This window comes from Neorhizobium sp. DAR64862/K0K3, from assembly GCF_050500185.1.
GTDB lineage: Bacteria > Pseudomonadota > Alphaproteobacteria > Rhizobiales > Rhizobiaceae > Neorhizobium > Neorhizobium soli.
On the sequence record NZ_CP191449.1, the window covers coordinates 2182902 to 2209638 of the forward strand.

At 61.6% G+C, this 26737-nt stretch carries 23 protein-coding genes; 11 read left to right on the top strand and 12 right to left on the bottom strand.

What is annotated here, in order from left to right; all coding sequences use genetic code 11:
* Nucleotides 1–11 precede the first annotated feature (11 nt).
* The 9 genes from ACQY1L_RS10745 to ACQY1L_RS10785 all read right to left on the bottom strand — a co-directional run bounded on the left by ACQY1L_RS10745 (nucleotide 12) and on the right by ACQY1L_RS10785 (nucleotide 8331).
* A complete protein-coding gene (locus ACQY1L_RS10745; RefSeq protein WP_184654733.1) occupies nucleotides 12–311 on the bottom strand; it encodes a type II toxin-antitoxin system RelE/ParE family toxin in 300 nt (99 codons plus the stop codon).
* The gene (locus ACQY1L_RS10750; RefSeq protein WP_092661564.1) at nucleotides 308–583 is read right to left on the bottom strand and encodes a YlcI/YnfO family protein; all 276 of its coding nucleotides are present in this window, start codon (nucleotides 581–583) and stop codon (nucleotides 308–310) included. Before ACQY1L_RS10750 ends, ACQY1L_RS10745 begins: the two co-directional genes overlap by 4 nt.
* Before the next feature lie 72 nt (nucleotides 584–655).
* Entirely contained in the window at nucleotides 656–2026 is a 1371-nt protein-coding gene (locus ACQY1L_RS10755) for a virulence factor family protein (protein ID WP_430240863.1), read from the bottom strand.
* The gene (locus tag ACQY1L_RS10760; protein ID WP_430240864.1) at nucleotides 2023–3342 is read right to left on the bottom strand and encodes a phosphatidylglycerol lysyltransferase domain-containing protein; all 1320 of its coding nucleotides are present in this window, start codon (nucleotides 3340–3342) and stop codon (nucleotides 2023–2025) included. The genes ACQY1L_RS10755 and ACQY1L_RS10760 overlap by 4 nt, the downstream gene beginning before the upstream one ends.
* Nucleotides 3343–3502: 160 nt before the next feature.
* Nucleotides 3503–4552 (bottom strand): sulfate/molybdate ABC transporter ATP-binding protein, encoded by a 1050-nt coding sequence (locus ACQY1L_RS10765; protein WP_430240865.1) that lies wholly within the window; start codon nucleotides 4550–4552, stop codon nucleotides 3503–3505.
* A 13-nt stretch (nucleotides 4553–4565) separates the two neighbouring features.
* Nucleotides 4566–5429 carry a sulfate ABC transporter permease subunit CysW gene (gene cysW, locus ACQY1L_RS10770; protein WP_209900142.1) on the bottom strand — a complete coding sequence of 288 codons (864 nt, stop codon included), beginning with the start codon at nucleotides 5427–5429 and terminating at the stop codon, nucleotides 4566–4568.
* A 197-nt stretch (nucleotides 5430–5626) separates the two neighbouring features.
* A complete protein-coding gene (gene cysT / locus ACQY1L_RS10775) occupies nucleotides 5627–6484 on the bottom strand; it encodes a sulfate ABC transporter permease subunit CysT (protein ID WP_209900140.1) in 858 nt (285 codons plus the stop codon).
* Nucleotides 6485–6496: 12 nt separating this feature from the next.
* Nucleotides 6497–7531 (bottom strand): sulfate ABC transporter substrate-binding protein, encoded by a 1035-nt coding sequence (locus tag ACQY1L_RS10780; RefSeq protein WP_092661552.1) that lies wholly within the window; start codon nucleotides 7529–7531, stop codon nucleotides 6497–6499.
* A gap of 329 nt (nucleotides 7532–7860) precedes the next feature.
* On the bottom strand, nucleotides 7861–8331 hold the full coding sequence (locus ACQY1L_RS10785) for an RrF2 family transcriptional regulator (protein WP_430240866.1): 471 nt from the start codon (nucleotides 8329–8331) through the stop codon (nucleotides 7861–7863).
* A gap of 359 nt (nucleotides 8332–8690) precedes the next feature.
* On the opposite strand from ACQY1L_RS10785, the gene ACQY1L_RS10790 reads away from it, so the two are divergent.
* The 5 genes from ACQY1L_RS10790 (at nucleotide 8691) to ACQY1L_RS10810 (ending at nucleotide 15475) form a co-directional block, all read left to right on the top strand.
* Nucleotides 8691–9497, top strand: a complete 807-nt coding sequence (locus ACQY1L_RS10790) for a phosphoadenylyl-sulfate reductase (protein ID WP_430240867.1) — start codon at nucleotides 8691–8693, stop codon at nucleotides 9495–9497.
* 69 nt (nucleotides 9498–9566) lie between these two features.
* The gene (gene cysD / locus ACQY1L_RS10795) at nucleotides 9567–10520 is read left to right on the top strand and encodes a sulfate adenylyltransferase subunit CysD (RefSeq protein ID WP_113109652.1); all 954 of its coding nucleotides are present in this window, start codon (nucleotides 9567–9569) and stop codon (nucleotides 10518–10520) included.
* 1 nt (nucleotide 10521) lies between these two features.
* Nucleotides 10522–12030, top strand: a complete 1509-nt coding sequence (cysN, locus tag ACQY1L_RS10800) for a sulfate adenylyltransferase subunit CysN (protein ID WP_430240868.1) — start codon at nucleotides 10522–10524, stop codon at nucleotides 12028–12030.
* A 223-nt stretch (nucleotides 12031–12253) separates the two neighbouring features.
* The gene (locus ACQY1L_RS10805; RefSeq protein ID WP_062453552.1) at nucleotides 12254–14983 is read left to right on the top strand and encodes an ABC transporter transmembrane domain-containing protein; all 2730 of its coding nucleotides are present in this window, start codon (nucleotides 12254–12256) and stop codon (nucleotides 14981–14983) included.
* Nucleotides 14984–15022: 39 nt separating this feature from the next.
* Entirely contained in the window at nucleotides 15023–15475 is a 453-nt protein-coding gene (locus ACQY1L_RS10810) for a cyclic nucleotide-binding domain-containing protein (protein ID WP_062454806.1), read from the top strand.
* Between the two features lie 198 nt (nucleotides 15476–15673).
* Here ACQY1L_RS10810 and ACQY1L_RS10815 read toward each other — a convergent pair whose 3' ends face one another.
* The gene (locus ACQY1L_RS10815) at nucleotides 15674–16156 is read right to left on the bottom strand and encodes a class I SAM-dependent methyltransferase (protein ID WP_430240869.1); all 483 of its coding nucleotides are present in this window, start codon (nucleotides 16154–16156) and stop codon (nucleotides 15674–15676) included.
* Nucleotides 16157–16199: 43 nt separating this feature from the next.
* Nucleotides 16200–17477, bottom strand: a complete 1278-nt coding sequence (locus ACQY1L_RS10820) for a nucleotide sugar dehydrogenase (protein ID WP_430243908.1) — start codon at nucleotides 17475–17477, stop codon at nucleotides 16200–16202.
* Between the two features lie 171 nt (nucleotides 17478–17648).
* Here ACQY1L_RS10820 and ACQY1L_RS10825 point away from each other — a divergent pair, with 171 nt between their 5' ends.
* Together ACQY1L_RS10825 and ACQY1L_RS10830 are read left to right on the top strand one after the other, a co-directional pair.
* Nucleotides 17649–18755, top strand: a complete 1107-nt coding sequence (locus ACQY1L_RS10825) for a glycosyltransferase family 4 protein (RefSeq protein ID WP_430243910.1) — start codon at nucleotides 17649–17651, stop codon at nucleotides 18753–18755.
* Between the two features lie 2 nt (nucleotides 18756–18757).
* A complete protein-coding gene (locus ACQY1L_RS10830) occupies nucleotides 18758–19489 on the top strand; it encodes a polysaccharide deacetylase family protein (protein WP_430240870.1) in 732 nt (243 codons plus the stop codon).
* A gap of 27 nt (nucleotides 19490–19516) precedes the next feature.
* Here ACQY1L_RS10830 and ACQY1L_RS10835 read toward each other — a convergent pair whose 3' ends face one another.
* Complete coding sequence (locus tag ACQY1L_RS10835; protein WP_430240871.1) at nucleotides 19517–20500, bottom strand: glycosyltransferase family 32 protein; 984 nt, start codon at nucleotides 20498–20500, stop codon at nucleotides 19517–19519.
* A gap of 247 nt (nucleotides 20501–20747) precedes the next feature.
* Between ACQY1L_RS10835 and ACQY1L_RS10840 the strand changes: the two genes are divergently transcribed.
* The 4 genes from ACQY1L_RS10840 to ACQY1L_RS10855 are packed head-to-tail and all read left to right on the top strand — an operon-like array spanning nucleotide 20748 to nucleotide 26729.
* Entirely contained in the window at nucleotides 20748–22640 is a 1893-nt protein-coding gene (locus ACQY1L_RS10840) for an ABC transporter ATP-binding protein (protein ID WP_430240872.1), read from the top strand.
* Nucleotides 22637–24556, top strand: coding sequence for an ABC transporter substrate-binding protein (locus ACQY1L_RS10845; RefSeq protein ID WP_430240873.1), 1920 nt, complete (start codon nucleotides 22637–22639; stop codon nucleotides 24554–24556). Before ACQY1L_RS10840 ends, ACQY1L_RS10845 begins: the two co-directional genes overlap by 4 nt.
* Nucleotides 24556–25554, top strand: a complete 999-nt coding sequence (locus ACQY1L_RS10850) for an ABC transporter permease (RefSeq protein WP_062453560.1) — start codon at nucleotides 24556–24558, stop codon at nucleotides 25552–25554. Before ACQY1L_RS10845 ends, ACQY1L_RS10850 begins: the two co-directional genes overlap by 1 nt.
* Nucleotides 25551–26729, top strand: a complete 1179-nt coding sequence (locus ACQY1L_RS10855) for an ABC transporter permease (protein ID WP_092661534.1) — start codon at nucleotides 25551–25553, stop codon at nucleotides 26727–26729. The genes ACQY1L_RS10850 and ACQY1L_RS10855 overlap by 4 nt, the downstream gene beginning before the upstream one ends.
* Nucleotides 26730–26737 lie beyond the last annotated feature (8 nt).

Consider the following 26737-nt stretch of genomic DNA (forward strand, 5'->3'; position numbering starts at 1 on the left):
GTCGTGCGGTGTCAGTGGTAGTCGTCCTCGCGCTGGTGCCGGATGGCGAGAACGGTGACCGACGTCTCGCTGTCTATTCTGAACAGCACGACATAGCCAGACGAACCGAATGGAACGAGCATTTCCCGAAGGAGTGCATTGCCGCCTAAGGCCTTGCGGCAACTGAATGGGAAGTCTTCGAGCAATACCACCGACTGTGCAATGAGTTCCAGCACACGGGCCGCGGCGTCCTCGTCGCGATCCAGCAGATATGCATAGAGCCGTTTGAGATCAACTCGCGCGCGCTCCGTCCACTTCACGAGATAGCTCATTTGGAGCGCTTTTCGGCCCGCTTGGCTTCAAGCATGCCTTTCAGTTCTCCAAAAATCTCTTCAGATGAGTAGTAAACCCCGGTGCGCTCAGCTTCGGCCAGACCTGCCAGCCCCCTGGCGATAAACTCCGCCTGGGTCTTTCGGTAATCGATCTGCTTTTTCAGCGAGTCCTCGACGAAGGCGGAGAGCGTTTCGCCTTCTTTCAGCACGCTTTCGGCAGCCGCGCGGAGTTCCGGGTCGACGCGCAGCGACGGGATGGTTGCGGTTTTCATTAGCATCACCTCATGCGTTGCAAGTGCGATGCATGATGCGCCTGGAAGCGTATTCTGGCAAGTGGATCCGGATCACATCGCGGGTGGAGACAAAGCCCTGATGCGGTCCACGATCAGCCGGTTGAGGGCGCGGTAATCGCCATCGAAATGGTGGCCGCCGGGGCGTGAATGGATGAGTGTGCCGGGGATGTCCTCGACAGCAGGACAGGCCGTGTCTTCCTCCTCCGTGCCATAGATGCACTGGATCTTGTGCGGCTCGATCTTAGCGATGTCGTCGACCGGATCGCCCTGCTTGGCGGCCCCTGCCCAACCGAGCCAGCCGGTGACGGCAATCTCGAAATCGGCCTGATGCGAGAGGGCCAGGAGCGAGAGGAAAGAGACGGCCTTCCTGTCTGCCTCGGGAAGCAGTCGATAGGTGGCGGGCAGGATGTTGGCGCCGAAGGAATAGCCGATCAGGACGACGTTTTTGACGTTCCAGCGCTGGCGGTAGGTGGTGATGATGCGGGAGAGATCGGTGGCCGTCTCCTGCGGTGATTTCTCGGTCCAGAAATAGCGCAGCGCATCGACGCCGACGACCGGGATGCCGTCTTCCACGAGATAGGCGGCGAGCTTCTGGTCGATATCGCGCCAGCCGCCGTCGCCCGAATAGATGATCGCCAGCGTATCGTGCAGCGGCACGGCCGCGGTCGGAACGATCGGCAGGCCGAGCGGCGAGGATGACTGGCGAAGGCGGCCAAGCGTTGTGGAAACGTTTTGCAGCAGCAGGTTTTCCGCGGTTTCGTCCCAGGCGGTGATCTCGATTGCCGGGTGGGTCTGCTTCAGCGCGTCCGCATGGGCTTCACCCGCCGGATCCGCCTGCGGCGTCAAAAGGATGCGCACAGGTTCCGGCAGCGGGCCCGGCGTGAAGCCGTATGCAACGCCGCCGTCGACCACCGTCTTGGGGGCCGGCGTGCAGAGGATCTTTTCGACGGGAATGAAGGCCTGAGGATCGATGGCGATCGTTTCCGCGATGGTCGAGGCCGGCGTCTGGGCGGCAATCGCGAGCGCCAGGGCGCCACCGCCGCCGATGCCGGCGATGACCGGCGGGAGGTAGGCTGAGATCTCCTGCTCGCGGTGGATCTGGCGGCTCAGTTCCTCGATATCGGAGACGAGATAGAGGCAGGTCCGGTCTTCTTCTTTAGCCAGAGCAGCGAAGTAGTCCGGCAGATCGACGCCGACGACCACGGCGCCGTCGGCAGCCAGTGCATCGGAGACCGTCTGCTCGCGGTCCGACCAGCCTTCGGTGCCGGACAGGAGGAGGACGATGCCGGATGCATTTCTGTCGGGATAGGCGATGCGGTCTTTCGGCAGGCTTCTGATGCCGGGGCCGGCCCACCACTCAAACGCATTCACCGCGGCGGCGACCACGGTGATGCCGGCAACGATTGCTGGCAGAAGCTTCATCGGCGAAGGATGCCCCTCAGGCCGCCGGCAATCAGCTTGGTCACGTCGAACAGGGCAACGAGCGGCATGCCGCGGCCGGAGACGGCGAGATAGCGCGGCTGCCATTCCGGATCGAATTTCGACTTGAAAGCCTGAACGCCGCGGAAATTGTAAAAGCGCTCGCCGTTTTCGAAGATGCGGTTGCCGATATGGTTCCAGAGCGGCGCGCGGCGATGCGTGGCAAGACCTGAGAGCGGCGCCATGCCGAGATTGAGCGTGCGATACCCTTCCGACTTGAAGTGCTCCATGATGCGCACGAAGAGCAGATCCATCATGCCGCGATGGGTGTTGGGCACATGCCGCATGAGATCGATAAAGGCATCGCCGCTGGAACTCGTCGCATGGATATTGGCGAAAGCAACGATGCGGCCTTCGAGACGGATGACGGCAACCGGTCCGGCGGCCACATAGGCCGGCTGGAAGGTGCCGAGCGAAAAGCCCTTTTCGGCGGCGTTATGGGCGGCGAGCCAGGCGCGGGAAACGCCAATAAGCTCGTCCATCACGCCGGGCACCGCTTCGGCCGGCAGCAGCGAGAATTCCAGCCCGTCGCGTTCGGCACGGTTGATCGAGCGGCGCAGTTTCAGCCAGGCGCCGCCTTTCAGATCGAAATCGGTGAGATGGACCACCGCCTGTTCGCCGAGCTTGTAGGGTTTCAGACCCGCCTCGACTGCGCAGGGCAGAAACTCGGGCGAGACCTGGTAGAACACGGCGCGGCAGCCATCGCGGCGCGCGGCGTTCATGAACTTGACGATCAGGCCCGGCCAGGCCTTGCGGCAGCCGACCGGATCAAACAGCGCCGCCCAGGACCGGCCGGAGCGGGCATACATGACGAAGGCATTGCCGCAATCGGAAAACAGCACCTTCTTGTCGCCGAGCCGCACGAGGCCGGCGCTGGCATTGGGCTGGAGCGCCAGGATATCGAGCGCTCTCTGCAGGTCTTCGCCGGATGGAATACGGGAGACGGGCCGCGGAATGCGCAGGTGCCGGCTGGCGGCGAGCGTGCCGACGAAAGCGACAGTAACGAAGCCGGCCGAGACGCGGGTCGTGACATCGCCGATGATGAGATGCCAGGCGACTGCGAGCAGGTTCTCCTCCAGAAATACGTAGAGCGACAGCGCCACGGTGAAGGCGATCAGCGCGAAATAGAAGGCAAGGCCGCGATTGCCGAGAATGTCCGCCAAGCGCTCGGCAAGAAACCTGCCGATCTGACCCGCAGCGGAGACCGCTCCACCCTCCGCAACGGCGGGGGCCATCGTTTCATGCGCAATATCTGCCATAGGGGACCTGTCGGACTATCGAACTGCGAGCTTCATAGCGCGTTTTGATTTACCGAAGCTTACGCGCGCAGGCTGCATATCAGCATCCGATGCCGCCGGAATTGATGGGGATCAATTTAAAGTTGGAAAAGCTGGTACCCGAAGAATACCAGCCAACCTGTCATCGGCCGAATATCTTCCAGCGGGTCGGACGGAACCGTGCTTCGGAGCCGAGTTCGATCGGGGCGTGCAGCGGCACCTCGATCTCCACATGGAAGGGCTCGTGGTTGTTGCTTCCACCGGGGTTGGAGATATCGATCTCGGCGATGCGGGTGCCGGCCAGACGGCGCGAGGCGGTGACCTTGCCGAACAGCGCGTCCCGCTCCTGCGTCAGTTCCACGTCTTCGGGGCGGAAGTATAGATCGCCGGAACTGTTCGCCTCTCCGGACACGCCGATCGGCTCGCCCTGGAACAGCACGGTGCCGTCCTTTACATCGACCGGCAGATGCGAGGATTCGCCGATGAAGGAGAACACGAAGGGCGATCCCGGCCGATCATAGACGTCGTCCGCCGAGCCGACCTGTTCGATCTTGCCCTGGCTCATGACGACGACGCGGTCGGCCAGCTCCAGCGCCTCTTCCTGGTCGTGGGTGACGAAGACGGTGGTGTGGCCGGTGCGGTCGTGAAACTCGCGCAGCCAGCGGCGCAGTTCCTTGCGGACCTTGGCATCGAGCGCGCCGAAGGGTTCGTCGAGCAGCAGGATGCGCGGCTCGATCGCCATGGCGCGGGCAAGAGCGACGCGCTGACGCTGGCCGCCGGAGAGCTGGTTCGGATAGCGGCTCTCAAGGCCCGACAGCTGAACCATATCGAGGAGGTCGGAGACGCGCTTGCGGATCTCGGTCTTGGACGGGCGGCTGGCGGAGGGGCGGACCTTCAGGCCGAAGCCGATGTTCTCGGCCACCGTCATATGCCGGAACAGGGCGTAATGCTGGAACACGAAGCCGACATTGCGATCCTGCACGGAATGATGCGAGGCATCCTCCGTGCCGAAGAAGATCTGGCCGGCGGTTGGGAAATCCAGCCCTGCGATCAGCCGCAGCAGCGTCGTCTTGCCGGAACCGGAGGGACCGAGCAGCGCGATCAGTTCGCCGGACGCGATCTTCAGCGACACGTCGTTCAGCGCGGCGAAGCGGTCGAATTCCTTGCGGATATTGTTGATGCTAACTTCCATAGAGCGGGAGCCTTTAATGTCTGCCGCCGGCTGAGCCGGCACCGAACCGAAGTTCGAGAAGGGTTTTGAGAGCGAGCGTGACGAGCGCTAGAAGTGCGAGCAGCGAGGCCACCGCGAAGGCTGCAACCATGTTGTACTCATTGTAGAGTATCTCAACATGCAGCGGCATCGTGTTGGTGAGCCCACGAATGCGGCCGGATACGACCGAGACAGCGCCGAATTCGCCCATGGCGCGAGCATTGCAGAGAAGCACGCCGTAAAGCAGGCCCCACTTGATATTGGGCAGCGTCACATACCAGAATGTCTGCCAGCCGGTTGCGCCGAGTGACAGGGCCGCCTCCTCGTCGCCGGTGCCCTGGTCCTGCATCAGCGGGATCAGTTCGCGGGCGATAAAGGGAAAGGTGACGAACACGGTGGCAAGCACGATGCCGGGCACGGCAAAGAGGATCTCGATGCCATAGCTCTTCAGCCAGGGTCCAAGCACGCTGGCACTGCCGAACAGCAGCACATAGACGAGACCGGATATGACCGGCGAGATCGAGAACGGCAGGTCGATCAAGGTGATCAGAAAGGCCTTGCCCTTGAATTCGAACTTGGCGATGGCCCATGCCGCCGCAAGCCCGAAGACGAGGTTGAGCGGCACGGCGATGGCGGCGACCGTCAGCGTCAACCCGATCGCGGCCCAGGCATCGGGTTCGACCAGCGCTTCCTCATAGGCACCCCAGCCATCGCGAAACGCCTCAACGAAGACCGAGACGAGCGGAAGGAACAGGAAGAAGCCGAGAAACACGAGGGATACGCCGACCAGAACGAGCTTGGTGGTGAGGCTTTCATCGGCGGGGCTGCGGAAACGTGTGATGCGGGCGGACTTAGACATGAGACAAGACCCTCTCTGCCCTGCCGGGCGACCGGGGACGAGCCACCGGTCTCGCCCCGTCCTTCGGCCCACCCACGAGGAGGGAGAACCGACGTGGCAAGCGCTGCGTTCCTGCATCTGAGGGTGAGGCTGGGTTCAGCCCTCCCCCTTGTGGGGAGGGTTGGAAGGGGTTCTTCTTCAAGGCAGCTCTGAAAACATCACACATAACCATACCTCCTGCGGCTCCAGGCCTGGATGAGGTTGATGACCAGCAGCATGGCAAACGAGATCAGCAGCATGATCGTGGCGATTGCGGTGGCGCCGGCGTAGTTGAACTCTTCCAGCCGGATGACGATCAGGAGCGGCGCGATTTCCGAGACGTATGGAATGTTGCCGGCGATAAAGATGACCGAGCCGTATTCGCCCACGCCGCGGGCGAAGGCGAGTGCGAAGCCGGTGAGGATGGCGGGTGCCAAGCCCGGCAGCAGAACCTGGAATATGGTCTGGAACCGGTTGGCGCCGAGCGTTGCTGCCGCCTCCTCCACTTCGCGATCGATCTCTTCCATGATCGGCTGCACGGTGCGCACGACGAAGGGAAGACCGATGAAGATCAGCGCGATGACGATGCCGTAAGGCGTGAAGGCGATGCGGAACGGCATGAACAGCGAACCGATCCAGCCATTCGGCGCATAGAGCGAGGCGAATGCGATGCCGGCGACCGCCGTCGGAAGTGCGAACGGCAGGTCCACCATCGCATCGATCAACCGGCGACCGGGAAACCGGTAGCGGGTCAGCACCCACGCAAGCAGCGTGCCGAACACGACATTGATGAGCGCGGCCGCAAAGGCCGTGCCGAAGGACACGGTGAGAGCCCGGATCGTTCTTTGATCCGAGAGGACGGCGAAGAAGCCTGACCAGCCGAGCTCGGCGGTGCGCCAGAGCAGGCCTGCGATCGGAATGAGGATGATAAGCGACAGGTAGGCGAGCGAAAAGCCGAGCGTCAACCCGAAACCCGGGATGATGCTCGGCTGTTTTACCCGCCACCGTGCCGACGTGGCAGCGGTGGATGAGGTCATGTCGGTTCCGACTTATTTGCCCGGCTTGTAGATCTGGTCGAAGATGCCGCCATCGCCGAAGTGTTCCGGCTGCGCCTTTTTCCAACCGCCGAAGATCGGGTCGTCGATGGTGACGAGCTTGATATCCGGCAGCTGTTTCAGCAATTCAGGCTTTACCACATCGCGCCTGGACGGACGATAGAAGTGCTTGGCCGCGATGTTCTGGCCTTCATCGGAATAGAGATACTGAAGATAGGCTTCGGCGACCTTGCGGGTGCCCTTTTCATCGACCGTCGCGTCGACCACCGCAACCGGCGGCTCTGCGAGGATCGAGATCGGTGGCACGACGATGTCGAATGCGTCCTTGCCGAATTCCTCGCCGGCGAGATAGGCCTCGTTTTCCCAGGCAAGCAGCACGTCGCCGATCTGGCGCTGCGCAAACGTCACCGTGGAGCCGCGGGCGCCGGTGTCGAGGACAGGCGCGCGCTTGTAGAGATCGGCGATATAGGCCTTGATCTTGTCCTGGTCGCCCTTGAATTCTTCGTTAGCCCAGGCCCAGGCGGCCAGATAGTTCCAGCGGGCGCCGCCCGAGGTCTTCGGGTTCGGGGTGACGATCGAAACGTCGCCCTTGACCAGATCGCCCCAGTTCTTGATGCCCTTCGGATTGCCCTTGCGCACCAAAAAGACGATCGTCGACGTGTAGGGCGAGGAATTGTTCGGCAGGCGGGACCGCCAGTTTTCCTTGATCTTGCCGGCCTTCTGGATGGCGTTGATATCGCTTTCCAGCGCCAGCGTCACGACATCGGCCCCGAGACCATCGATGACGGAGCGGGCCTGCGCGCCGGAACCGCCATGCGACTGGCGAATGGCGACATCATCGCCACCTTCTGCCTTCCAGTGCTTGGCAAAGGCGGCGTTGAAATCCTTGTAGAGCTCGCGCGTCGGGTCATAGGACACGTTGAGGAGCTGGGTGGCTGAAAAAGCCGGTGCCACGCTGCCGGCTGCCAGCGTCACGCCGAGCGCCAGTGCCAGAAGCCGCTTCGATATCCCATCGGTAAAATTCAGCATGAATGCCTCCCCTGTGATCTGCCCCAAACTCTACCGAGCCGGTCGTCTTAGTCAATCGACGGCGAAACCAAGGCAAAACTGTTTCCCTTTGGTGGGCTGCGGCGACAGAGGCGCGCTCCTTCATGGCCAAGCGGCGAAACGGCAGCGTTGGGAAAAGCGGATGAAGGGGTAAGGCAATCCTCAGCAGAAACGCGATTTCGGCGAAAAAGGAGGCTCGAACAGACGCTCAGATACGTGCGTAGGCCCGCCGACATCCGCGCGGCGGTGGAAGAGAAGCAGCTCGGGCGCAAGGGACGTAACAGGTAAACGTTAAGCGCGCGCGCCGGATATCAGGCCGACAGCAGTTCCGGGACTTGTGGCGCCTTAGCAGCGGCCACTTCGACCCCTGCCCCTTCCACCGCATCGGCGATTGTAGTGCTGAACAGCACGTCGCGGGTGGCGTCAGCAACGCGGGCGAAGACGTGGCGGATTTCGCAGAGGTGTTCGCCGTCGCAATCATCGCATTTGCGGTAGGCGGTCTGGGACAGGCACGGCAGCGGCGCGATCGGTCCGTCGACCAGACGCAGCACTTCGCCGAAGGTGATGGCGTCGGCGGCCCGCAGGAGGAGATAGCCGCCCTGCTTGCCGCGCCGCGACACGACGATCCCCGAACGTTTGAGGTCGAGCAGGATCTGCTCCAGAAACTTCTTCGGAATGCTCTGCTGAACCGCGATCTCGGAGATCAGCATCGGTTCTTCAGGATCCGCCTGCGCCAAGGCCGTCAGGGCTCTCAACGCATATTTCGCCTTCTGGGATATCATACCGCGACCACTAACAGCAGCGCCGCCGCAAGGCCGAAATCGGTCTCACGTCGCCGCTTATTTTTCCTCTGGGCATCCACGATGAAGCCGCAACCGGCATTCGCGAGGAGCAGGCCGGCACGCGGCGATGCCGCAATGCGAAACCTGGTCCTGGGATAGCGCAAATGGCAAGAAATTACAAACCAATGGCCGCATTGGCGGGCAAAAAAGGCTCACATTTGGTTAAGGCGTCGGGTTTTCTGTGTAGGCGAAGCTTTGGAGAGATATTTGCTCCCGCAGTCCGAAGGTTGAAACGGCTTTTCCTGTCTTTCCGCAACGGGTCCGACAATAATCTTGCCATTGCTTACGGAAGATGACCGATGACCTTTCAGGACGTGGCAAGGCTTGACCATCAGGCACTTGCAGCAAATCTCGATACTCGCCTTGCAGGCCTCGACCTTGCCGGTCGTCTGTCGCTTGTGGCAGGGCTCGGCCGCGCCGTGTTCACCACGTCGCTCGGGATCGAGGATCAGGTGATAACAGCTGCGATCGGCACGCATCGTCTGCCGATCGAGGTATCGACGCTGGAGACCGGCCGGCTGTTTCGCGAAACCGTCGACCTGATCGCCGAGACCGAAGCGCGCTACGACCTCGAGATCATCAGGTTCTACCCTGATAAGGACGATGTCGATGCATTTGTCGAGACCTACGGCATCAATGGTTTCTATGACAGCGTCGAAGCCCGCCACGCCTGCTGTCGTGTGAGGAAGCTGGTGCCGCTCGCGCAAGCGCTGTCAGGCGCCGAGATCTGGATCACCGGGCTTCGCCGCGGACAGTCCGGCAACAGGGCGACGACGCCGTTTGCCGAATTCGACGCCGAGCGCAACCTGATCAAGATCAATCCGCTGGCGGACTGGGACATCGACCGCATCAACGCGCATGTCGCGGCCGAACATATCCCGATCAATCCGCTGCACGCTCGCGGCTATCCGTCGATCGGCTGCGAGCCCTGTACCCGCGCCATCAAGCCGGGCGAGCCCGAACGGGCCGGCCGCTGGTGGTGGGAAAACGACGAAAAGCGCGAATGCGGTCTGCATGTTTCGGAAAGTCACGCGTCTGACGCGCAGGCCTCCGAAGACCCCGCGGCCCGCTCCTCGGTCATCCAAGGGGCAAGCGCCATCCGATGATCCGTCCGGATCGCAGCGCCTGCCGCCCTTGCCATCTATGTTGTGTCTTTAAGAATACCGGAGACTGAAATGCCCCTGTCAGTACAGGAAACGGAAATCAAGAACCCGCCCGTTTCCCGCCCGCCGCTCGATCCTCATCTGAAGGCCCTTGAAAACGAAGCGATCCACATCTTCCGGGAGGTGGCGGCCGAATTCGAAAACCCGGTCATGCTCTATTCGATCGGCAAGGATTCCTCCGTCCTGCTGCATCTCGCCCGCAAGGCCTTCTTCCCGGGTCGCGTGCCCTTCCCGCTTCTGCATGTGGACACGACGTGGAAGTTCAAGGAAATGATCGCGTTCCGCGACAAGGTCGCAGAGGACTACGATCTCGACCTCGTGGTGCACAGCAATGCCCGTGGCAGGGAAGAAAACATCACGCCGTTCACCCATGGTTCGTCCTTCTATACCGACGTGATGAAGACCGAAGCGCTGAGGCAGGCGCTGGATGCCGGCGGTTACGACGCAGCCTTCGGCGGCGCGCGACGCGACGAGGAAGCAAGCCGCGCCAAGGAACGGATCTATTCGTTCCGCACGCCGGACCATAAATGGGATCCGCGCAACCAGCGGCCGGAACTTTGGAACGTCTATAACGGCATGATCCGCAAGGGAGAAAGCGTGCGCGCCTTCCCGCTGTCGAACTGGACCGAAGTGGATATCTGGCGCTACATCCAGGCGGAAAACATTCCGCTGGTGCCGCTCTACTACGCTGCCGAGCGCCCTTACGTGGAGCGCGACGGAATGATGATCCTTGCCGAAGACGAGCGGCTGGAACTGCTTCCCGGCGAAGAGATAAAGCATGGCTCGATCCGGTTTCGCACACTCGGCTGCTTCCCGCTGACCGGCGCGATCCGCTCGACCGCGTCGAACCTCGAAGAGGTCATCGCCGAACTGGAAATTGCCACCGTTTCCGAACGCCAGGGCCGCGCCATCGACCGCGATCAGTCGGGTTCGATGGAAAAGAAGAAGCGTGAAGGATATTTCTGAGATGAGCGTGACAGCAACATCCACCGCCGCTTCGGCCACCATTCTGCCCTTCGCCGAATCCGCTGCCAAGATCACCCGTGACGTGCGGCCGCTGCGGCTGATCACCTGCGGTTCCGTCGATGACGGCAAGTCGACCCTGATCGGCCGGCTTCTCTGGGACACCAAGGCCGTCAAGGAAGACCAGGCGGTGACGCTTGCCCGCGATAGCGGCGGCCAGAACGATCTCGGCCTGCCGGATTTCGCGCTGCTTCTCGACGGTCTCCAGGCCGAGCGCGAACAGGGCATCACGATCGACGTCGCCTATCGCTATTTCTCGACCGAGAAGCGTTCGTTCATCGTGGCCGACACCCCCGGCCACGAGCAATACACCCGCAACATGGCGACCGGCGCCTCGACGGCCGATCTTGCCATCCTGCTCGCGGACGCCCGCGTCGGGCTTCTGGAACAGACCCGTCGGCATGCGACGATCGCATCGCTGATGGGCATCCGGCAGTTCGTTCTAGCGGTCAACAAGTTCGACCTTGTGAATTACGACCGCGAGATCTTCGACCGTATCAGCCATGAATTCCGCGAATTCGCGCTGTCGCTCGGCGTTCGCCAGATCACCGCAATCCCGATGTCGGCGCTGAAGGGCGAAAACGTCGTCTATCCCGCAACGTCCACGATGCCGTGGTATGAAGGCCCGACGCTGGTCGAGGCGCTGGAACTGGCAACGACCCGCTCCACCCAGACCGGCGGCTTCCGCCTTCCCGTCCAGCGCGTCTCGCGCCCCGGCGAAAGCTTTCGCGGCTATCAGGGCACGGTTGCGGGCGGCTCGATCAAGCCGGGCGACAGCGTCGTCATCCTGCCGTCTGGCACGATCGCCAACGTCAAACAGATCGTCACCTTCGACCTCGTGCGGAACGCTGCCGTCGCCGGCGACGCGATCACGCTCGTGCTCGACCGACAGGTTGATGTGGCGCGCGGCGACGTGATCGCCTCGCTCGATGGCCAGCCAATGAGCGGGGTCAGCTTCGAGGCGCAGATGGTGGCGTTGCAGCCTGGCGGCATCGAGCCGGGCAAGCGCTACTGGCTGAAAAGCGGTTCGCGCCGCCAGCGCGTGGCGGTGGAGCCGATCTCGCAGCTCGACCTGCAGTCGGGCAGCTGGGCTCCGCATGCGTCCGGCCTAGACATGAACGCGATCGGCAAGGTGCGCCTGTCTTTCGAAGAGCAGGCGGTGTTCGACACTTATGAGCAGAACCGCTCGACCGGTGCCTTCATCCTGATCGACCCGGATACGCTGAATACGGTCGCCGGCGGCATGATCACGGCCAAACGCAGCGAACTCGGCGGCATTCGCCGTGGCGAGCCAGTGCAGGGCGACCGCGTGATTCTCTCGCTGCCGGCCGATCTTGCCGAGCTGCTGATGGCAACCGACGCGTTTGCCGCCCGCCGCGACGACGTGGAGATCCGCAGGGTGAGCGGCGCGGAAGCTGCCCAAATCCTGACATCGGGCGACAAAGACCGTTGATTCAAAACAGGAATTTTCAAACACTGATGGGCCGGGGTGCAGAACCCGGCCCTTAGCCATCCCGGCAGGTTTGCCACACTTGGCGGCGAACCAATCGCCTAATCAAGCAGCATCGTGCACGAGACGTTTGCACAAGCGGCGGATCCACCTATATCATGCCTCCCTTCACCCTTCCGGGAGGCGCGCTGTGCAATCCAGCCTCGGGAACTGAGATCCGTTGCCGATGGAAAAACATCTACTTCGTTATATCTGGAATCATACGCGACCGCAGCAGTTATGGGTTCTCGCGATCGTTCTGATTTCGATGATTCCGTACTTCCTTGCGTTCGACCTTCCCAAGCAGATCATCAACGGGCCGATCCAGGGCGAAGGGTTCGAGATGGCGGCCGCAACCCGGCCCTTTCTCGCGTTCCAGTTCACCATTCCTTTGACGCAGTGGTCCTTCGGTTTCGAAGGCTTTGAGCTCAACCGGCTGGCGACGCTGATGGCGCTTTCGGGCGTGTTCCTGCTGCTCGTCATCGTCAACGGGTTGTTCAAGTTCTACATCAACACCTACAAGGGACGCCTGGGCGAACGGCTGCTGCGCCGTATCCGCTACGAGCTGGTGGACCGTCTTCTGCGGTTTCCGCCAAGCACGATGCGGCAGATCCGCGGTGCGGAAGTCTCCAGCATGGTCAAGGACGAGGTGGAGCCTTTCGGCGGCTTTACCGGTGATGCTTTCGTGCAGCCGGCCATGCTGGGTGGACAGGCGATCGCCGCCCTCACCTTCATTCTCTTGCAGAACCTGTGGCTTGGGCTGATCGCAGCCTTCATGGTGGCGATCCAGGTCGGCATCATTCCGAAGATGCGCCGTCGCCTGATCGATCTTGGCCGTCAGCGGCAGATCACCGCCCGGCATCTGGCGGGCAAGGTGGGCGAGATTGTCGAGGGCATGGATACGATCCACAGCTACGACACCAGCAATTACGAGCGTGCCGATATTTCCGACCGGCTGGGGCAGATCTTCCAGATCCGCTACGACCTCTATCGGTGGAAATTCATCGTCAAGTTCGTCAACAATTTCCTGTCGCAGCTGACGCCGTTTCTCTTCTATTCGATCGGCGGTTATTTTGCCTTGCGCGGCACGCTCGACGTCGGCCAGCTGGTGGCCGTCATCAACGCCTACAAGGACCTGCCGGGCCCGCTCAAGGAACTGATCGACTGGGACCAGGCGCGCCAGGACGTGCAGGTAAAATACGAACAGGTGCGCGAACAGTTCGAGCCGGGCGTGCTGATCGCGCCGACGCTGCATGCGCTCGCCCACGATGTGCCGGACCATACGCCGTCTCCCCTCGCCGCGCTCAACCTCACCATTGTCGATGGCAGCGGCGCCCATATCGCCGAAAACGTGACACTCAAGATCGAGCCCGGCGAGCTGGTGGCGATGATCGACAATGCCGGCATCGGCGCCGAAGCGACGGCGGAAGCGTTCGGCCGCATTACCTGGCCGGCATCGGGCCGCGTGATGCTGGGCGAGGTCGACCTTCTGGAACTGCCGGAAGCGGTGACCGGGCGTCAGGTCTCCTATGCGTCGGCCGACAGCTACTTTTTCCACGGCACGCTCAAGGACAATCTTCTCTACGGACTCAAGCACGCGCCTGCCGTGCAGGAGAAGTCCGCAGACGAGCCCAAACACAAGAAGCTGCGGCGGCGCTGGAAAATGAGCGAAGCCGAACGCGCCGGAAACACGACGCACGATCCGTCCGTCGACTGGATCGACCGTCGATCCACCTCCGTATCGGAAGGCGGCGAAGACGATGTCAAGCAGTCGGTCTTGAGGGCCCTTGATGCGGTGCAGCTGACAGCCGACGTGATGGAACTGGCCTTGCATTCCTATCTCGACCCAGCCGAACACGAGGAACTGACCGGTCGTGTCGTCGAGATGCGGTTTGCCCTGCGCGAGGAACTCGCCAGTCAGGGGCTTGGCAATCTCGTCTCCTATTTCGATTTCAGCGCCTACAACACCGAAGCGACGGTGCGGGAAAACCTTCTGTTTGCGGCGACGCGCCAGTCGGCGGAACTGGATATGGAACTGGCCGAGGGAGAGTACGTCTTCGAAGTGTTGAAGACGGCCAATCTGTTCGACCTGTTCTACGACATGGGACTTTCGATCGCCGAAAACCTGTCGGAAATCTTCCAGGGCCTACCACCGGAACATCCGTTGTTCCAGCAGCTCGAGCATATCACCACCGACGATATCGCGTTCTACGAGCAGCTTTTGAAGCGCAAGCGCAGCCGCCGGGACTTCAAGCCCAGCGAGGACGACCGGCGCGCGGTGGTCAAGCTCAGCCTCTACTATATCGAGCCACGCTACCGCTTCGGCGTCCTGACCGCCGAGATCATGAACCAGATCGTTGCCACGCGCGACATCTTCTATGCCAACCTTCCGGCATCGCTGCGCAGCCGGATCGAGCGCTACGATCCGCACAAATACATGGGCTCGGCGACGCTTCGCGAAAACATCCTGTTCGGCAAGCTGTCGCAACGCAACGCCGACGCGCCGACCAAGATCCGCAACGTGGCGGGCAAGCTGCTGCGCGAAATGGGTCTCTATGAGAGCTTTATCGGCATCGGGCTGGACTACGACATGGGCGCCAGCGGCCGGCGACTGACACTGGTCCAGCGCCACAAGCTGAGCCTTGCCCGTGCCCTGGTGCGGCGTTCCAATTATTACATCTTCAACAAGCCCCTTCCGGGCCTCGATCGGAGGGCTCAGGAAGAAATTGTTAAGAATGTGCTTCACTTCCTCGCTCAGCAGGACAATAATCCTTCTGTGGCGTGGGTTTTGTCGAATACTGCCCTGTCACGATTGTTTCATCGTGTTATCGTATTCGACAAGGGATCCGTGGCCGAAGACGACTCTTTTGAGGCTCTGGATACAAAGAGTGGTATTTTTAAATCGTTGGTGGCATAATATCGCAGCCGCCAACAAGATGACCAAATGGTGGAAACCATGTTGCTCAACGATGAAGTGCAGTTGCTGAAGAAAGTTCCTTATTTTTGCCGGGTCGATCCGTGCAAACTTAAGCTGCTTGCCTTTACCTCCGACCGCGTCCTCTACGAACCGGGGCAGGATATTTTCTCACAGGGCGACAGCAGCGATGCTGCCTACGTGATCCTGTGCGGAAAGGTTGACATGATCAGCGGTTCGGCGAATTCCGAGACCAAGATCGGTGAGGCCGGGTGCAATTCCATTATCGGCGAGATGTGCCTTCTCTCCAATTGCTCGCAGGCCGTGACAGCACGTGCCGTGACTGAGGTCGATGTTCTGCGCATTACCAAGGATGCCTTCTTCAAGGTGATCTCCGACAATCCGCGCATGAGCATGGAAATCAGCCGGACGCTCGCCGAAACGATCCGTGGTGCCCGCATGGACGACATGCGCCGGGACCGTCAGCACGCCTGATTGCCCGTCATCGGCCGTTATCCACAGGTTATCCACAGCCTTTCCCTCGGCTCATCCGCTGGTCTTTGAGCGCGCAAACGATGCCATTTGCGCGCCTTGGACACTCGGTCAGCGATGCTGACGACAGGTTTTCTCTGACCTGATTTTGTGGCGGAACACGGGCGTGGCGCTGGTCCTCACGGCCGTTTCACGGCCTGTTTATCGCTTGCGATAATAGAAGTAGCGACCCTCTTCCACACTGGGCAGCCGCGGCATTTCTTCAAGATCGGGGTGGTCGAGCGGCAGGCCGCTGACGGCATAGGCGCCTGACGCGAGCATGCCAGCCGCCATTTGCGGCAACCACTGCAAGGTTCTCGCATCCGCATCCGGATAGCCGGTGCCGATATCCGCATGCACGAGGGCAGCGTTCTTGCCGACATAAGCCTGGCCGGTATCCTTGATCTCTCCCAGCACGACGTCGTCTTCGGACGGCGCTTCTGTGCGGTGGGCGCCGTTGGAGCGGTCGAAGGCGAGGATGCGGCGGTCGGCGAACAGCTCGCGCAGATGGCTATAGGTGCGGCCGTTGCCGATGCCGACCTCGTAGACATCGCCCGATGCCGGCAGGCCGAGATCGTTCTTGATGTGATTGAGGATGTCGCGCTGCGCGGTCATCCGGTTGATGAAGCTGTCCAGTCTGCTCATTGCTTTCCCTTTTCCGGCGATCAAGCGTTGAGATAGGGCACGGTTACGCCTTGACGATGGTTTGCGACGTGATGCCGCGATTGGCCATCGCATTGCGGGTATCAACGACCAGCGGCGCACCATCGGCAATCGCCTGGTAGTCGAAACTGTCGTGGTCCGTGGCGATAACGACGGCATCGAAATCCGCGAGCTGATCGAGCGGGACCGACTTGCGACCCATCAGGTGACCGTATTCCCGGGTGCGTGGCACTTCGGAGACGTAAGGATCGTGATAGGCCACGTCGGCGCCGCGTTCCAGAAGCAGTTCCATCAGCCTAAGCGACGGGCTTTCGCGGATATCCGGCACGTTCTTCTTGTACGCCAGACCGAGGATGAGAACCCGCGAACGGCTAAGCGCCTTGCCGAGCATGCGGTCGAGCGCTTCGGCCAACCGGTCGACGACATAGCGCGGCATCGCCGTGTTGATCTCGCCGGCAAGTTCGATGAAGCGGGTCGGCTGGTCGTATTCGCGTGATTTCCAGGTGAGGTAGAACGGGTCGATCGGGATGCAGTGACCGCCGAGGCCCGGGCCCGGATAGAAGGGCATGTAGCCGAATGGCTTGGTCTTGGCGGCGGCAATCACTTCCCAGACGTCGATGCCCATCCGCTCGTAGACGATCTTCAACTCGTTCACGAGCGCGATATTGACGGCGCGGAAGACGTTTTCCGTGAGCTTGACCGCTTCCGCGGTGCGGGTGCCGGAGACCGGAACGATGGTTTCGACGACGGCGCCGTAAAAGGCTGACACCATGGCAGACGCCGCCTCGCCATCGCCGGCAACGACCTTCGGGATGGTCGAGGTCTGGAAATCGCGGTTGCCGGGGTCTTCGCGTTCCGGCGAATAGCCGAGGAAGAAATCCTCGCCCGCAACCAGCCCGGTCTTTTCGAGGATCGGCTTCATCACCTCTTCGGTGGTGCCGGGATAGGTGGTGGATTCGAGAACGACGAGCTGGCCCTTGCGCAGGGTGCCGGCGATCTGTTCGCAGGTTTTCGCGACATAGGAGAGGTCCGGTTCGCGGTGACGGGTAAGCGGCGTCGGCACGCAGATGGCGATCACGTCGCATTCGGCAAGGCGTGCGAAATCGGTGGTGGCTGCGAACCGGCCGGCATCGCGCTCGGCGGAAAGCACGTCGTCGGGCACGGCCTCGATATAGCTTTTTCCCGCTTCGATCGCGGTCATCTTGGATGGATCGATGTCGAAACCGGTGACCTTGAAGCCGGCGCGGGCAACCGTCATGGCGAGCGGCAGGCCGACATAGCCGAGGCCGATAACGCCGATCATTGCGCGCTTGTCTTCGATGGCGGACAAAAGATCCGTCGCCTGTGGCGATTGCTGGTTCAAGGATGGCACTCCGGAGGCATTCAAACTGGGAAGCCATCAGGTGAGCCCAACGACTGGCTCTGTCAAGAGATCGGGCTTTTCACGCTGGCGTGACGGATGCTATCCCACAGCATGGACATCGCCTTCTACGCGCCACTGAAATCGCCGAACCATACCGTCCCCTCAGGCGACCGGCTGATGGCACGGCAATTGATCGAGATCCTTGGGGTCAAAGGACACAAGGTCGATCTGGTTTCGGAGTTCCGCGCGTTTCTGCCCGAGCAGACCTCGTCGACTGGGGAACGCGATGCGCAGGCGGCGCACGAGGTCGAGCGGATTTCGACTGAGTGGGAAAGACGACTGGCACTCGGCGAGAGACTGCCGGACCTGTGGTTTACCTACCACCTTTATTACAAGGCGCCGGACCTGATCGGCCCTACCCTCTGCCGTCGTTTCGACATTCCCTATGTGACGGCGGAAGCCTCCTATTCGCATCGGCGCAATTTGGGGCAGTGGGTGGAAGCGCAGGAAATTGTAGTGGATGCGGTCGCACTGGCGGCGACCAATATCTGTTTCACCGGTCGCGACGGACGCGGGCTTGCAGAGGTGGTGCCGGATGCGAAGCTTTCGCGGCTGTTTCCGTTTATCGATCCGACGCCCTATCTGGCCCGCGCGCCATCGCCCGAACCGGGGCGGCTGGTGGCTGTCGGCATGATGCGGCCGGGCAACAAGTTTGCCTGTTATGCAGCGCTTGCCGAGGCGTTGAAGCAGATTGCCCATCGTGACGACTGGCACCTCACGGCGATCGGCGACGGGCCGATGCGGGCTGAGGTGGAGGCTCTCTTTGAGGGGGCGCTTGCCGGGCGTGTGGAGTGGATGGGCTTGCAGAGCGCCGAGGAGGTTGCAGCGCTGCTTTTGACCGCAGCGATCCTGACATGGCCGGGGGTTTCGGAAGCCTATGGGCTTTCCTATCTGGAGGCACAGGCATCCGGCGTGCCTGTGGTGGCGGAAAACGGGGCCGGTGTACCCGAGGTGGTGACCGACGGGATCGGCGGCATCCTGACGCCACCGGGAGATGCGGCGGCCTATGCGGCGGCTATCGAGCGGCTGCTGGATGACGAGACGGAACGGCTGCGGCTTGGCCAAGGGGCGCGGGATTTCGTCGTGTCGCAACGATCGATCACGGCTGCGGCCGACAGGCTTGACGAGATCATCACAGCGATTGGCGCAAAGGAATGAGCATGACCGAAAACGACCTGAGGCTGGCGCTCGACAGGCTTGCAGACGACGGACGGCGGGTCGATTTCTGGCTGCGCGACGATGACGCTGTGGAACCGACGGAACAGCTGGCAAAGCTTGCGACCATGACCGATGCGTTTTCGGTGCCAGCGACGCTTGCTGTCATCCCCGAAAAGACAGGCGCTGATCTCGCATCCTATCTCGACACCCAGCCGCATCTCGACGTCGCTGTGCATGGCTGGTCGCATCGCAGCTATTCGGGTCCCGATGAGAAGAAGCAGGAACTGGGGAGCCATCGCCCCCTGCCCGATATCGTGTCCGAGCTGAAGCATGGGTTCGACAAAATGGCAGAGCTGCACGCCCCCCGGTTCGTGCCGATGCTGGTGCCGCCGTGGAACCGGATCTCACAGGAACTGATCGAAAAACTGCCAGAGCTTGGGTTTGCGGCGCTATCGACCTTCGGGCCGGAAAAGACGGCGCCGGTTGCGATGCTCAACAGCCATGTTGACATCATGGATTGGCACGGAACGCGCGGCGGAAGGCCGGCTGCCGATCTGATCGCGGAAACGATCGCGCTGATCGAGGCACCGGACCGGGCGCCTGTGATCGGCGTGCTCGGCCATCATCTCGTACATGACGACAGTGCCTGGCATTTCCTCGACCTGCTGTTCGGCGTGACGGCGGATCACCCCGCTTGCCGCTGGCGCTCGGCCCGGGTCTTGCTGGGGCTCTAACCCGACGCGTTACTGATCGCTTCGAGCCTACCAGCTCTTCCAGGCGACCAGCAGGCCCTCTCCGGACGCAACCGCGTCCGCGCAGGCTTTCTCGACTTCTGCAATCGGTGCGCCGCGCTTTAGCGAGGCGGCGACGAGGCCGAAGGGGGCGAGGAACACATTGGTCTGCCGAAACAACATGGTCATGATCAGCGGACCTGTGGACCACCAGGCGGGCGCCTGCGGCAGCGCCGCCATCACGTCGGGAAACACCTCGAGCATCTTTGCAAAGGCGGGATGGCCGGGCGGTGTGGCGATGAAGGAATTGGCAAGAAGAAGGCTTCCCGCCCCGACATCGCGCGCCACATCCTCGGCGATGGCGCCGAGACCGATCAGCGGCAGGAGATCGCCAAAACCGATATCCTCGCGGGTCGGATACCAGTCGCAGTCGAGATAGATGCCGCCATGCTCCAGCAAAATGGCATAGCGGGCGACATCGACGGCGCCCGGATAGTCTCCGTCTTCAAGCATGGCAAGATAGGCGGGATGGCTTGCGATACCAAGCTGTTCGAGATCCGCCTCGCGCCACAGGCGGTATTCGAAGCCGGTCGCCTTTGCATGGCTTTCCCAGCGGGTGACTGCTGGCGGCAGCGGCAGCGTGCCGATCCAGATCTGGTGGATAATGCGCGGCACCGGCTTTCGCCCAAGCTCTGCCATCAACCGTTTCTCGTCTGCATCGAAGGTGATGAACGGCGCCATCACGGCGGGATCGGGGACGAGGCCGTGCTGCAGACCGACGCGGCCGATTGCGTCGCCCTCCGCTTTGGCAAGCTTCAGCCATGCGGAGTGAAGCTTGCGCGGCATTCCGAGAGCCGTGCGCTCGCCAAGAACGTCTGTCGTCATCACCGTTTCGTCGGCGGAAAGTGATGTCAGCGCCGCCTGCGCCTCCTCCAGTTTTCCAGCCTCTATCAGGGCACGGGCATCGGTGATCTTGCGCTTATAGGTTTTCTGGTCAGACTTTTCGGCTGTCACGTGTAATTTCACCTCGCTGTCACGCAACGCTCCTAGGGGATATGCGTTTAACACTCGAATTTCTCGATCTCCGCCAAGAGGTCAGGCTTATTGGCGCAGATGTCAACCGACATGCAGGGGGGCGCATGATAGGGACGATCGGCAGCGGGGTTGCTGCAATGGACAGGTGCACGAGCGTGCGCTACCGTGTTTTGCAATCGATCAATCTCACCTCTCTGCTCCAATCTCCGGGAGCCGGACTTCATTGATGAACCCACCGAAGGAAGTTCTCCGCATCGAAGGATTGAACGTGTCGTTCCCGGTCTGGGGCGGCGCGATCCAGGCGGTCCGGAATCTCAGCATGCGGATACGCCCGGGCCAGGTCACGGCACTGGTGGGCGAAAGCGGTTCCGGCAAGTCGGCTCTCGGCCGCGCGATCATGGGGATCGAGACCGACGTCGCCAAGATTTCCGGGCGCGCGGTGTTCGACGATCCAGCGACCGGCCAGTCCGTCGATTTGATTGCGCTGCCCCGCGACGGGCGGCAGATCCGCGCGATCCGCGGCAGCCGCATCGGCATGATCTTTCAGGAACCAATGACCTCGTTCTCGCCGATCCACACGGTCGGCAACCAGATCGAGGAAAGCCTGAAAATCCATACGGCGATGTCGCCTGCCGAGCGGCGCGAGGCGAGTGAGGAGACGCTGTCTCTCGTCGGTTTCGACAATCCTGCCCGCGTGTTCGACATGTATCCGTTCGAGCTTTCCGGCGGCATGCGCCAGCGTGCGATGATCGCGATGGCTCTGGTCTGTCGCCCGGCGCTTCTGATCGCCGACGAGCCGACGACGGCGCTCGATGTGACGATCCAGGCGCAGATCCTCAAGCTGCTGCAGGAGTTGCAGGCCAAGCTCGGCATGGCGATGCTCCTGATCACCCACGATCTCGGTGTCGTTGCATCGATGGCCGATGAAGTGGTGGTGGTCTATCGCGGCGAGGTCATGGAGGCTGGCTCCGCCTCGGACATTTTCCGCAATCCGCAGCATCCCTACACGAAGGGGCTGATGGCAGCGGTGCCGGATTTCGACAGGCCACGCGAGGAACGCCTGAAGCCGCTGCGGGAAATCAAGGTGGATACGGTCGGCCTGATGGGACGGCGCAAAAGCGAGAAGGTCCTCCCCGAGATACTGCTGTCGGTCAACCACGTCACCAAGAGCTTCGTCACCAAGAAGGGTGCAGGCTTCGGTTTCGGGGCAAAGCCCGAGCGCACGGTCGCGGTCAACGATGTCAGCTTCGAGATCCGCCGTGGCGAGACGCTCGGGCTCGTGGGCGAAAGCGGCTGCGGCAAGACCACGCTCAGCAAGATCCTGATGCGCGGACTGTCGGTCGATCATGGCAGTGTCGTCTATAACGGCGAAAACGGTCCGGTCGACGTGCTTAACTGCGAAGGCGAAGTGCTGGACGATCTGCGCACTCGGCTGCAGATGGTGTTCCAGGATCCGGTCTCATCACTTTCGCCGCGCATGCCGGTTCGCAGCATCATTCGCGAACCGCTCGACATCCATGACCGCGGCCCACTCGCCAAGCGGCAGGAAGCGGTGCGCCGGCTGATCCATGCGGTGGGCATGCCCGAAAGCGCGCTGATGCGCTATCCGCATTCGTTTTCCGGTGGCCAGCGCCAGCGTATCGGCATCGCCCGGGCGCTTGCTCTCGGGCCGGATCTGGTGATCTGCGACGAACCGGTCTCGGCGCTCGACGTGTCGATCCAGGCGCAGGTGCTGAACCTGATGAAGGACCTGAAGTCCGAACTCGGGCTGACCTATCTGTTCATCTCGCACAATCTGGCGGTCGTGAACTACATGGCAGACCGGGTGGCCGTGATGTATGCGGGGCGGATCGTGGAGATCGGCCCCTGCGAAACGATCATGCGGGCACCTGTTCATCCCTATACGAAGAAGCTGCTGGCCGCCGTGCCTCTGCCGAGCCTCGACCACAAGCTGGATTTCGAGACGATCGGCACGCCGACAGCATCGGCCATGAAGATCTGGGGCAAGCAGTTCCTGGACGAGAAGGACAGCGCGGAGCTGACCCATGTGGATCTCGGCGGCGGGCATCTGGTTCTTGCCCGCACCAATGTCGATGCGCGGGAGCTTGTGGCAGGATGACGATTTCCAGACGGCATATGCTGGCCCTGTTGGGCTCGGTCGCGGGTGCAACCGCAATCCCGGCGCGGGTGTTTGCGGCCTTTAGCCAGTCCGACTATCTGGCGCAGATCCCGACCGAGACGCCGCTGCCGCCCATCGAGGAGCGTCTGCCGAAGACGCCGCGCGTCCTCAACCTTGCAGAGCGCGGGCTCAAACCCGGACGTTACGGCGGTTCGATGCGGATGCTGATCGGCGGACAGCGCGACATCCGCTTCATGCCGATCAACTGTTACGCCCGGCTGGTGGGATATAATTCCGACCTGAAGCTGGAAGCCGATATTCTGGAAGCCTACGAGGTCGAGAACGATCGCATCTTCACCTTCCACCTACGCGAAGGCCATAAATGGTCGGACGGAAGCCCGTTCACGGCGGATGATTTCCGCTATGTCTGGGATGATGTCTTTCACGAGAAGAAGCTCGCCAAGGGCGGACCGCCGGCCGGGCTGATGATCAACGGCAAGCCGCCGCGGTTCGAGGTGATCGATGCGCGCACCGTGCGCTACAGCTGGGACGATCCCAATCCGGATTTCCTCGCCGACCAGGCCTCGCCTTCGCCGATCCGTCTGATGTTCCCCGCTGCCTACATGAAGCAGTTCCATATGCGCTACCAGACGAAAGAGCTGCTGGCACAGCATATCGCCCGCGAACGGGTGGACGACTGGGCGGCGCTGCACCAGAAGATGTCGCGCGTGGTGCGGCCGGAAAACCCGAACCTGCCGACACTGGATGCCTGGCGCAACCGCACGGCGCCGCCGGCCGAGCGCTTCGTGTTCGAGCGCAACCCCTATTACTACCGCGTCGACGAAAACGGCCTGCAGCTTCCCTATATCGACAAGGTGATGCTGGACGTGTCCTCCGCGGACCTGATCGCCGCCAAGACCGGCACCGGCGAGAGCGACCTGCAGGTGACCAACCTCGATTTTGCCGATTACACGTTCCTGAAGAATGCCGAGCAGCGCTACCCGTTGAAGGTGGATCTGTGGAAGCGGACGCAAGGATCGCGCATGGCGCTGTTTCCCAACCTCAACTGCAAGGACGAGGGCTGGCGCAACCTCTTCCGCGACGTGCGCTTCCGGCGTGCGATGTCTCTTGCGATCAATCGCGGCGAAATCAACAAGGCGGTGTTCTATGGTCTTGCGACCGAGAGCTCCAATTCGATCCTACCCGACAGCCCGCTGTTCAAGCCGGAATACCAGAACGCCTGGGCGGCGTTCGATCCTGATCAGGCGAACCGGCTGCTCGACGAGATCGGTCTTGCCATGGATGATAGTGAGGGCATGCGCCGCCTGCCCGATGGCAGGCTGGCAAAGATCATCATCGAGATTACCGGCGAGAGCACGTTCGAGACCGATGCCTTGGAACTGATCGGCGACCAGTTGCTGCAGGTCGGCATCAAGATCTACCCGCATGTGGCCCAGCGTGAGCTTCTGCGCCGGCGGGTGAAGGGCGGCGATGCGATCATGTCGGTCGGCGGCGGCCTCGACAATGGCGTACCAACTGCCGACATGGCGCCGAAGGAACTGGCACCGACCAGCGACGACCAGCTGCAATGGTCGATCTGGGGACTGCATGCGCTTTCCGGCGGCAGCGATGGCAAGGCGCCTGATCTTCCCGAGGCAAAGGCGCTGCTGGACCTTTACAGTGAATGGCGCAAGGCCGAGGGTTTCGACCAGCGGACGGATGTCTGGCACAAGATGCTGGCGCTGTTTACCGACCAGGTCTTTACGATCGGCATCGTCAACGCCACGCTACAGCCCGTCGTGCAATCGTCCAAGCTGCAAAACGTGCCGTCGAAGGCGCTCTACGGTTTCGACCCCACATCCTATCTCGGCGTCTATCTGCCGGATGCATTCTGGTATGACGAGGAAACTGCCTGATGTTCCGCTACATTATCTGGCGCATCCTCGTGATGATCCCGACGCTGGTCCTGATCTCGATGTTGATCTTCACGATCATAGAGCTGCCGCCGGGTGACTACTTCGAAAGCTATGTCGAGCAGCTGAAGGCGATGGGCGAAAAGGCCGATCTTCAGGAGATCGAAGACCTGCGTGCCCGTTACGGTTTCGATCAGCCCGAGCCGATCCGCTACCTCAACTGGGTGGCCGGCATGATGACGGGCGATTTCGGTTATTCGTTCGAATATCGCATGCCTGTCACGGACGTGGTCGGCGACCGGGTGTGGCTGACGATCCTGGTGTCTACCCTGACCATCATCATCACCTGGGTTCTTGCCTTCCCGATCGGCGTCTATTCGGCCACCCACCAGTATAGCTGGGGTGATTACGGGCTGACGCTTCTCGGCCTGATCGGTCTTGCCGTTCCGAATTTCGTGCTGGCGCTGGTTCTCATGTATCTCGCCAACATCTATTTCGGCACGTCGATCGGCCATCTGATGGACGCGCAGTACATGTCGGAATCGATGAGCTGGGCAAAGTTCAAGTCGATCCTCGAGCATATATGGATCCCCGTGCTGATCATCGGCACTGCCGGGACGGCCGGCATGGTACGGCGGCTGCGGGCCAACCTTCTGGATGAACTGCACAAGCAGTATGTGATGACGGCGCGTGCCAAGGGTCTGCATCCGTTCAAGGTTCTGACCAAGTATCCGCTGCGGATGTCGCTCAACTTCTTCATCTCCGATATCGGCTCGATTCTCCCCTCGATCATTTCAGGGGCTGAAATCACCGCGGTGGTACTTTCGCTCGAGACGACCGGGCCGATGCTGATCCGGGCCCTGCAGAGCCAGGACATGTATCTTGCCGGCTCGTTCCTGATGTTCCTAAGCTTCCTTACTGTTATCGGCGTGCTGATTTCAGACATTGCGCTTGCGATGTTCGACCCGCGCATCAGGCTTCGCGGCGGGAGAACCAAATGACGGTGATCGACAGCAGCGACGCGGGCAAGCTGCCGCATTACGTCCGCGAGGGGGCGTTCGACCCTTACGAGATCGAGCGCGATGCCGATGGCGGCGCGCTGAAGGTTCACGAGGCATCGCAGCTGCAGCTGATGTGGTGGCGCTTCAAGCGGCATCGGCTGGCGCTGATCTCCGGCATCCTTCTCCTCATCGCCTATCTGATGATCGTGGTCGTCGAGTTCCTGGCGCCCTACAAGGTGCATACCCGCAATATCGATTTCATCTACGCGCCGCCGCAATCGGTGCATCTGTTCCACGAGGGCAACTTCGTCGGTCCGTTCGTCTATGGCCAGAAGATGGACCTTGATATGACGACGCTGCGGCGGAACTATTCCGACGATACGGCCGATGTGCAGAAGCTGCGTTTCTTCTGCCAGGGCGATCCCTACCGGTTCTGGGGCGTGGTGGAGATGAGCACGCATCTGGTTTGCCCGGCTGAAGGCGGCCAGTTCCACCTGCTCGGCACCGACCGGCTCGGCCGCGACATGCTGTCGCGCATTCTCTACGGCGCACGGATTTCGCTGACGATCGGCCTTCTTGGCGTGGCCACAAGCTTCATCCTCGGCATCGTCATCGGCGGCATCGCCGGCTATTGGGGCGGATGGTTCGACACGGTGACGCAGCGCATCATCGAGGTGCTGCAGTCGATCCCCAGCATTCCGCTGTGGCTGGCGCTTGCCGCCGTGATGCCGGCCGACTGGAGCCCGCTCGTCATCTATCTCGGCATCACCTTCATCCTCGGTCTGCTCGACTGGACAGGGCTTGCGCGCGCGGTGCGCTCGAAACTGCTGTCGTTGCGCGAAGAGGACTACGTGCTTGCCGCACAGCTGATGGGCGCCGGCAGCACGCGCATCATCGGACGGCACCTCATCCCTGGTTTCATGTCGCATCTCATCGCCAGCGCGACGCTGACAATTCCGGGCATGATCCTTGGCGAGACGACGCTGAGCTTCCTCGGCCTCGGTCTTCGCCCGCCGATCACAAGCTGGGGCGTTCTTCTCACAGAAGCGCGAAGCGTCAGCGCTATCGCACTTTATCCTTGGCTGCTGCTGCCGGTCGTGCCAGTGATATTCGTCATACTTGCCTTCAATTTCCTCGGTGATGGTCTTAGAGATGCGGCAGATCCATATAAATAGTGACTGCT

What these genes read in the sequence shown, in the direction of transcription:
- ACQY1L_RS10760 (WP_430240864.1), bottom strand. Translation starts at nt 3,342, where the DNA reads ATGGCAGATATTGCGCATGAAACGATGGCCCCCGCCGTTGCGGAGGGT.
- ACQY1L_RS10780 (WP_092661552.1), bottom strand. Translation starts at nt 7,531, where the DNA reads ATGCTGAATTTTACCGATGGGATATCGAAGCGGCTTCTGGCACTGGCG.
- ACQY1L_RS10825 (WP_430243910.1), top strand. Translation starts at nt 17,649, where the DNA reads ATGGACATCGCCTTCTACGCGCCACTGAAATCGCCGAACCATACCGTC.
- cysW (WP_209900142.1), bottom strand. Translation starts at nt 5,429, where the DNA reads ATGTCTAAGTCCGCCCGCATCACACGTTTCCGCAGCCCCGCCGATGAA.
- ACQY1L_RS10840 (WP_430240872.1), top strand. Translation starts at nt 20,748, where the DNA reads ATGAACCCACCGAAGGAAGTTCTCCGCATCGAAGGATTGAACGTGTCG.
- ACQY1L_RS10810 (WP_062454806.1), top strand. Translation starts at nt 15,023, where the DNA reads ATGTTGCTCAACGATGAAGTGCAGTTGCTGAAGAAAGTTCCTTATTTT.
- cysD (WP_113109652.1), top strand. Translation starts at nt 9,567, where the DNA reads ATGCCCCTGTCAGTACAGGAAACGGAAATCAAGAACCCGCCCGTTTCC.
- ACQY1L_RS10845 (WP_430240873.1), top strand. Translation starts at nt 22,637, where the DNA reads ATGACGATTTCCAGACGGCATATGCTGGCCCTGTTGGGCTCGGTCGCG.
- ACQY1L_RS10830 (WP_430240870.1), top strand. Translation starts at nt 18,758, where the DNA reads ATGACCGAAAACGACCTGAGGCTGGCGCTCGACAGGCTTGCAGACGAC.
- ACQY1L_RS10790 (WP_430240867.1), top strand. Translation starts at nt 8,691, where the DNA reads ATGACCTTTCAGGACGTGGCAAGGCTTGACCATCAGGCACTTGCAGCA.
- ACQY1L_RS10750 (WP_092661564.1), bottom strand. Translation starts at nt 583, where the DNA reads ATGAAAACCGCAACCATCCCGTCGCTGCGCGTCGACCCGGAACTCCGC.
- ACQY1L_RS10785 (WP_430240866.1), bottom strand. Translation starts at nt 8,331, where the DNA reads ATGATATCCCAGAAGGCGAAATATGCGTTGAGAGCCCTGACGGCCTTG.
- ACQY1L_RS10805 (WP_062453552.1), top strand. Translation starts at nt 12,254, where the DNA reads ATGGAAAAACATCTACTTCGTTATATCTGGAATCATACGCGACCGCAG.
- ACQY1L_RS10815 (WP_430240869.1), bottom strand. Translation starts at nt 16,156, where the DNA reads ATGAGCAGACTGGACAGCTTCATCAACCGGATGACCGCGCAGCGCGAC.
- ACQY1L_RS10820 (WP_430243908.1), bottom strand. Translation starts at nt 17,477, where the DNA reads ATGATCGGCGTTATCGGCCTCGGCTATGTCGGCCTGCCGCTCGCCATG.
- ACQY1L_RS10855 (WP_092661534.1), top strand. Translation starts at nt 25,551, where the DNA reads ATGACGGTGATCGACAGCAGCGACGCGGGCAAGCTGCCGCATTACGTC.
- cysT (WP_209900140.1), bottom strand. Translation starts at nt 6,484, where the DNA reads ATGACCTCATCCACCGCTGCCACGTCGGCACGGTGGCGGGTAAAACAG.
- ACQY1L_RS10850 (WP_062453560.1), top strand. Translation starts at nt 24,556, where the DNA reads ATGTTCCGCTACATTATCTGGCGCATCCTCGTGATGATCCCGACGCTG.
- cysN (WP_430240868.1), top strand. Translation starts at nt 10,522, where the DNA reads ATGAGCGTGACAGCAACATCCACCGCCGCTTCGGCCACCATTCTGCCC.
- ACQY1L_RS10745 (WP_184654733.1), bottom strand. Translation starts at nt 311, where the DNA reads ATGAGCTATCTCGTGAAGTGGACGGAGCGCGCGCGAGTTGATCTCAAA.
- ACQY1L_RS10755 (WP_430240863.1), bottom strand. Translation starts at nt 2,026, where the DNA reads ATGAAGCTTCTGCCAGCAATCGTTGCCGGCATCACCGTGGTCGCCGCC.
- ACQY1L_RS10765 (WP_430240865.1), bottom strand. Translation starts at nt 4,552, where the DNA reads ATGGAAGTTAGCATCAACAATATCCGCAAGGAATTCGACCGCTTCGCC.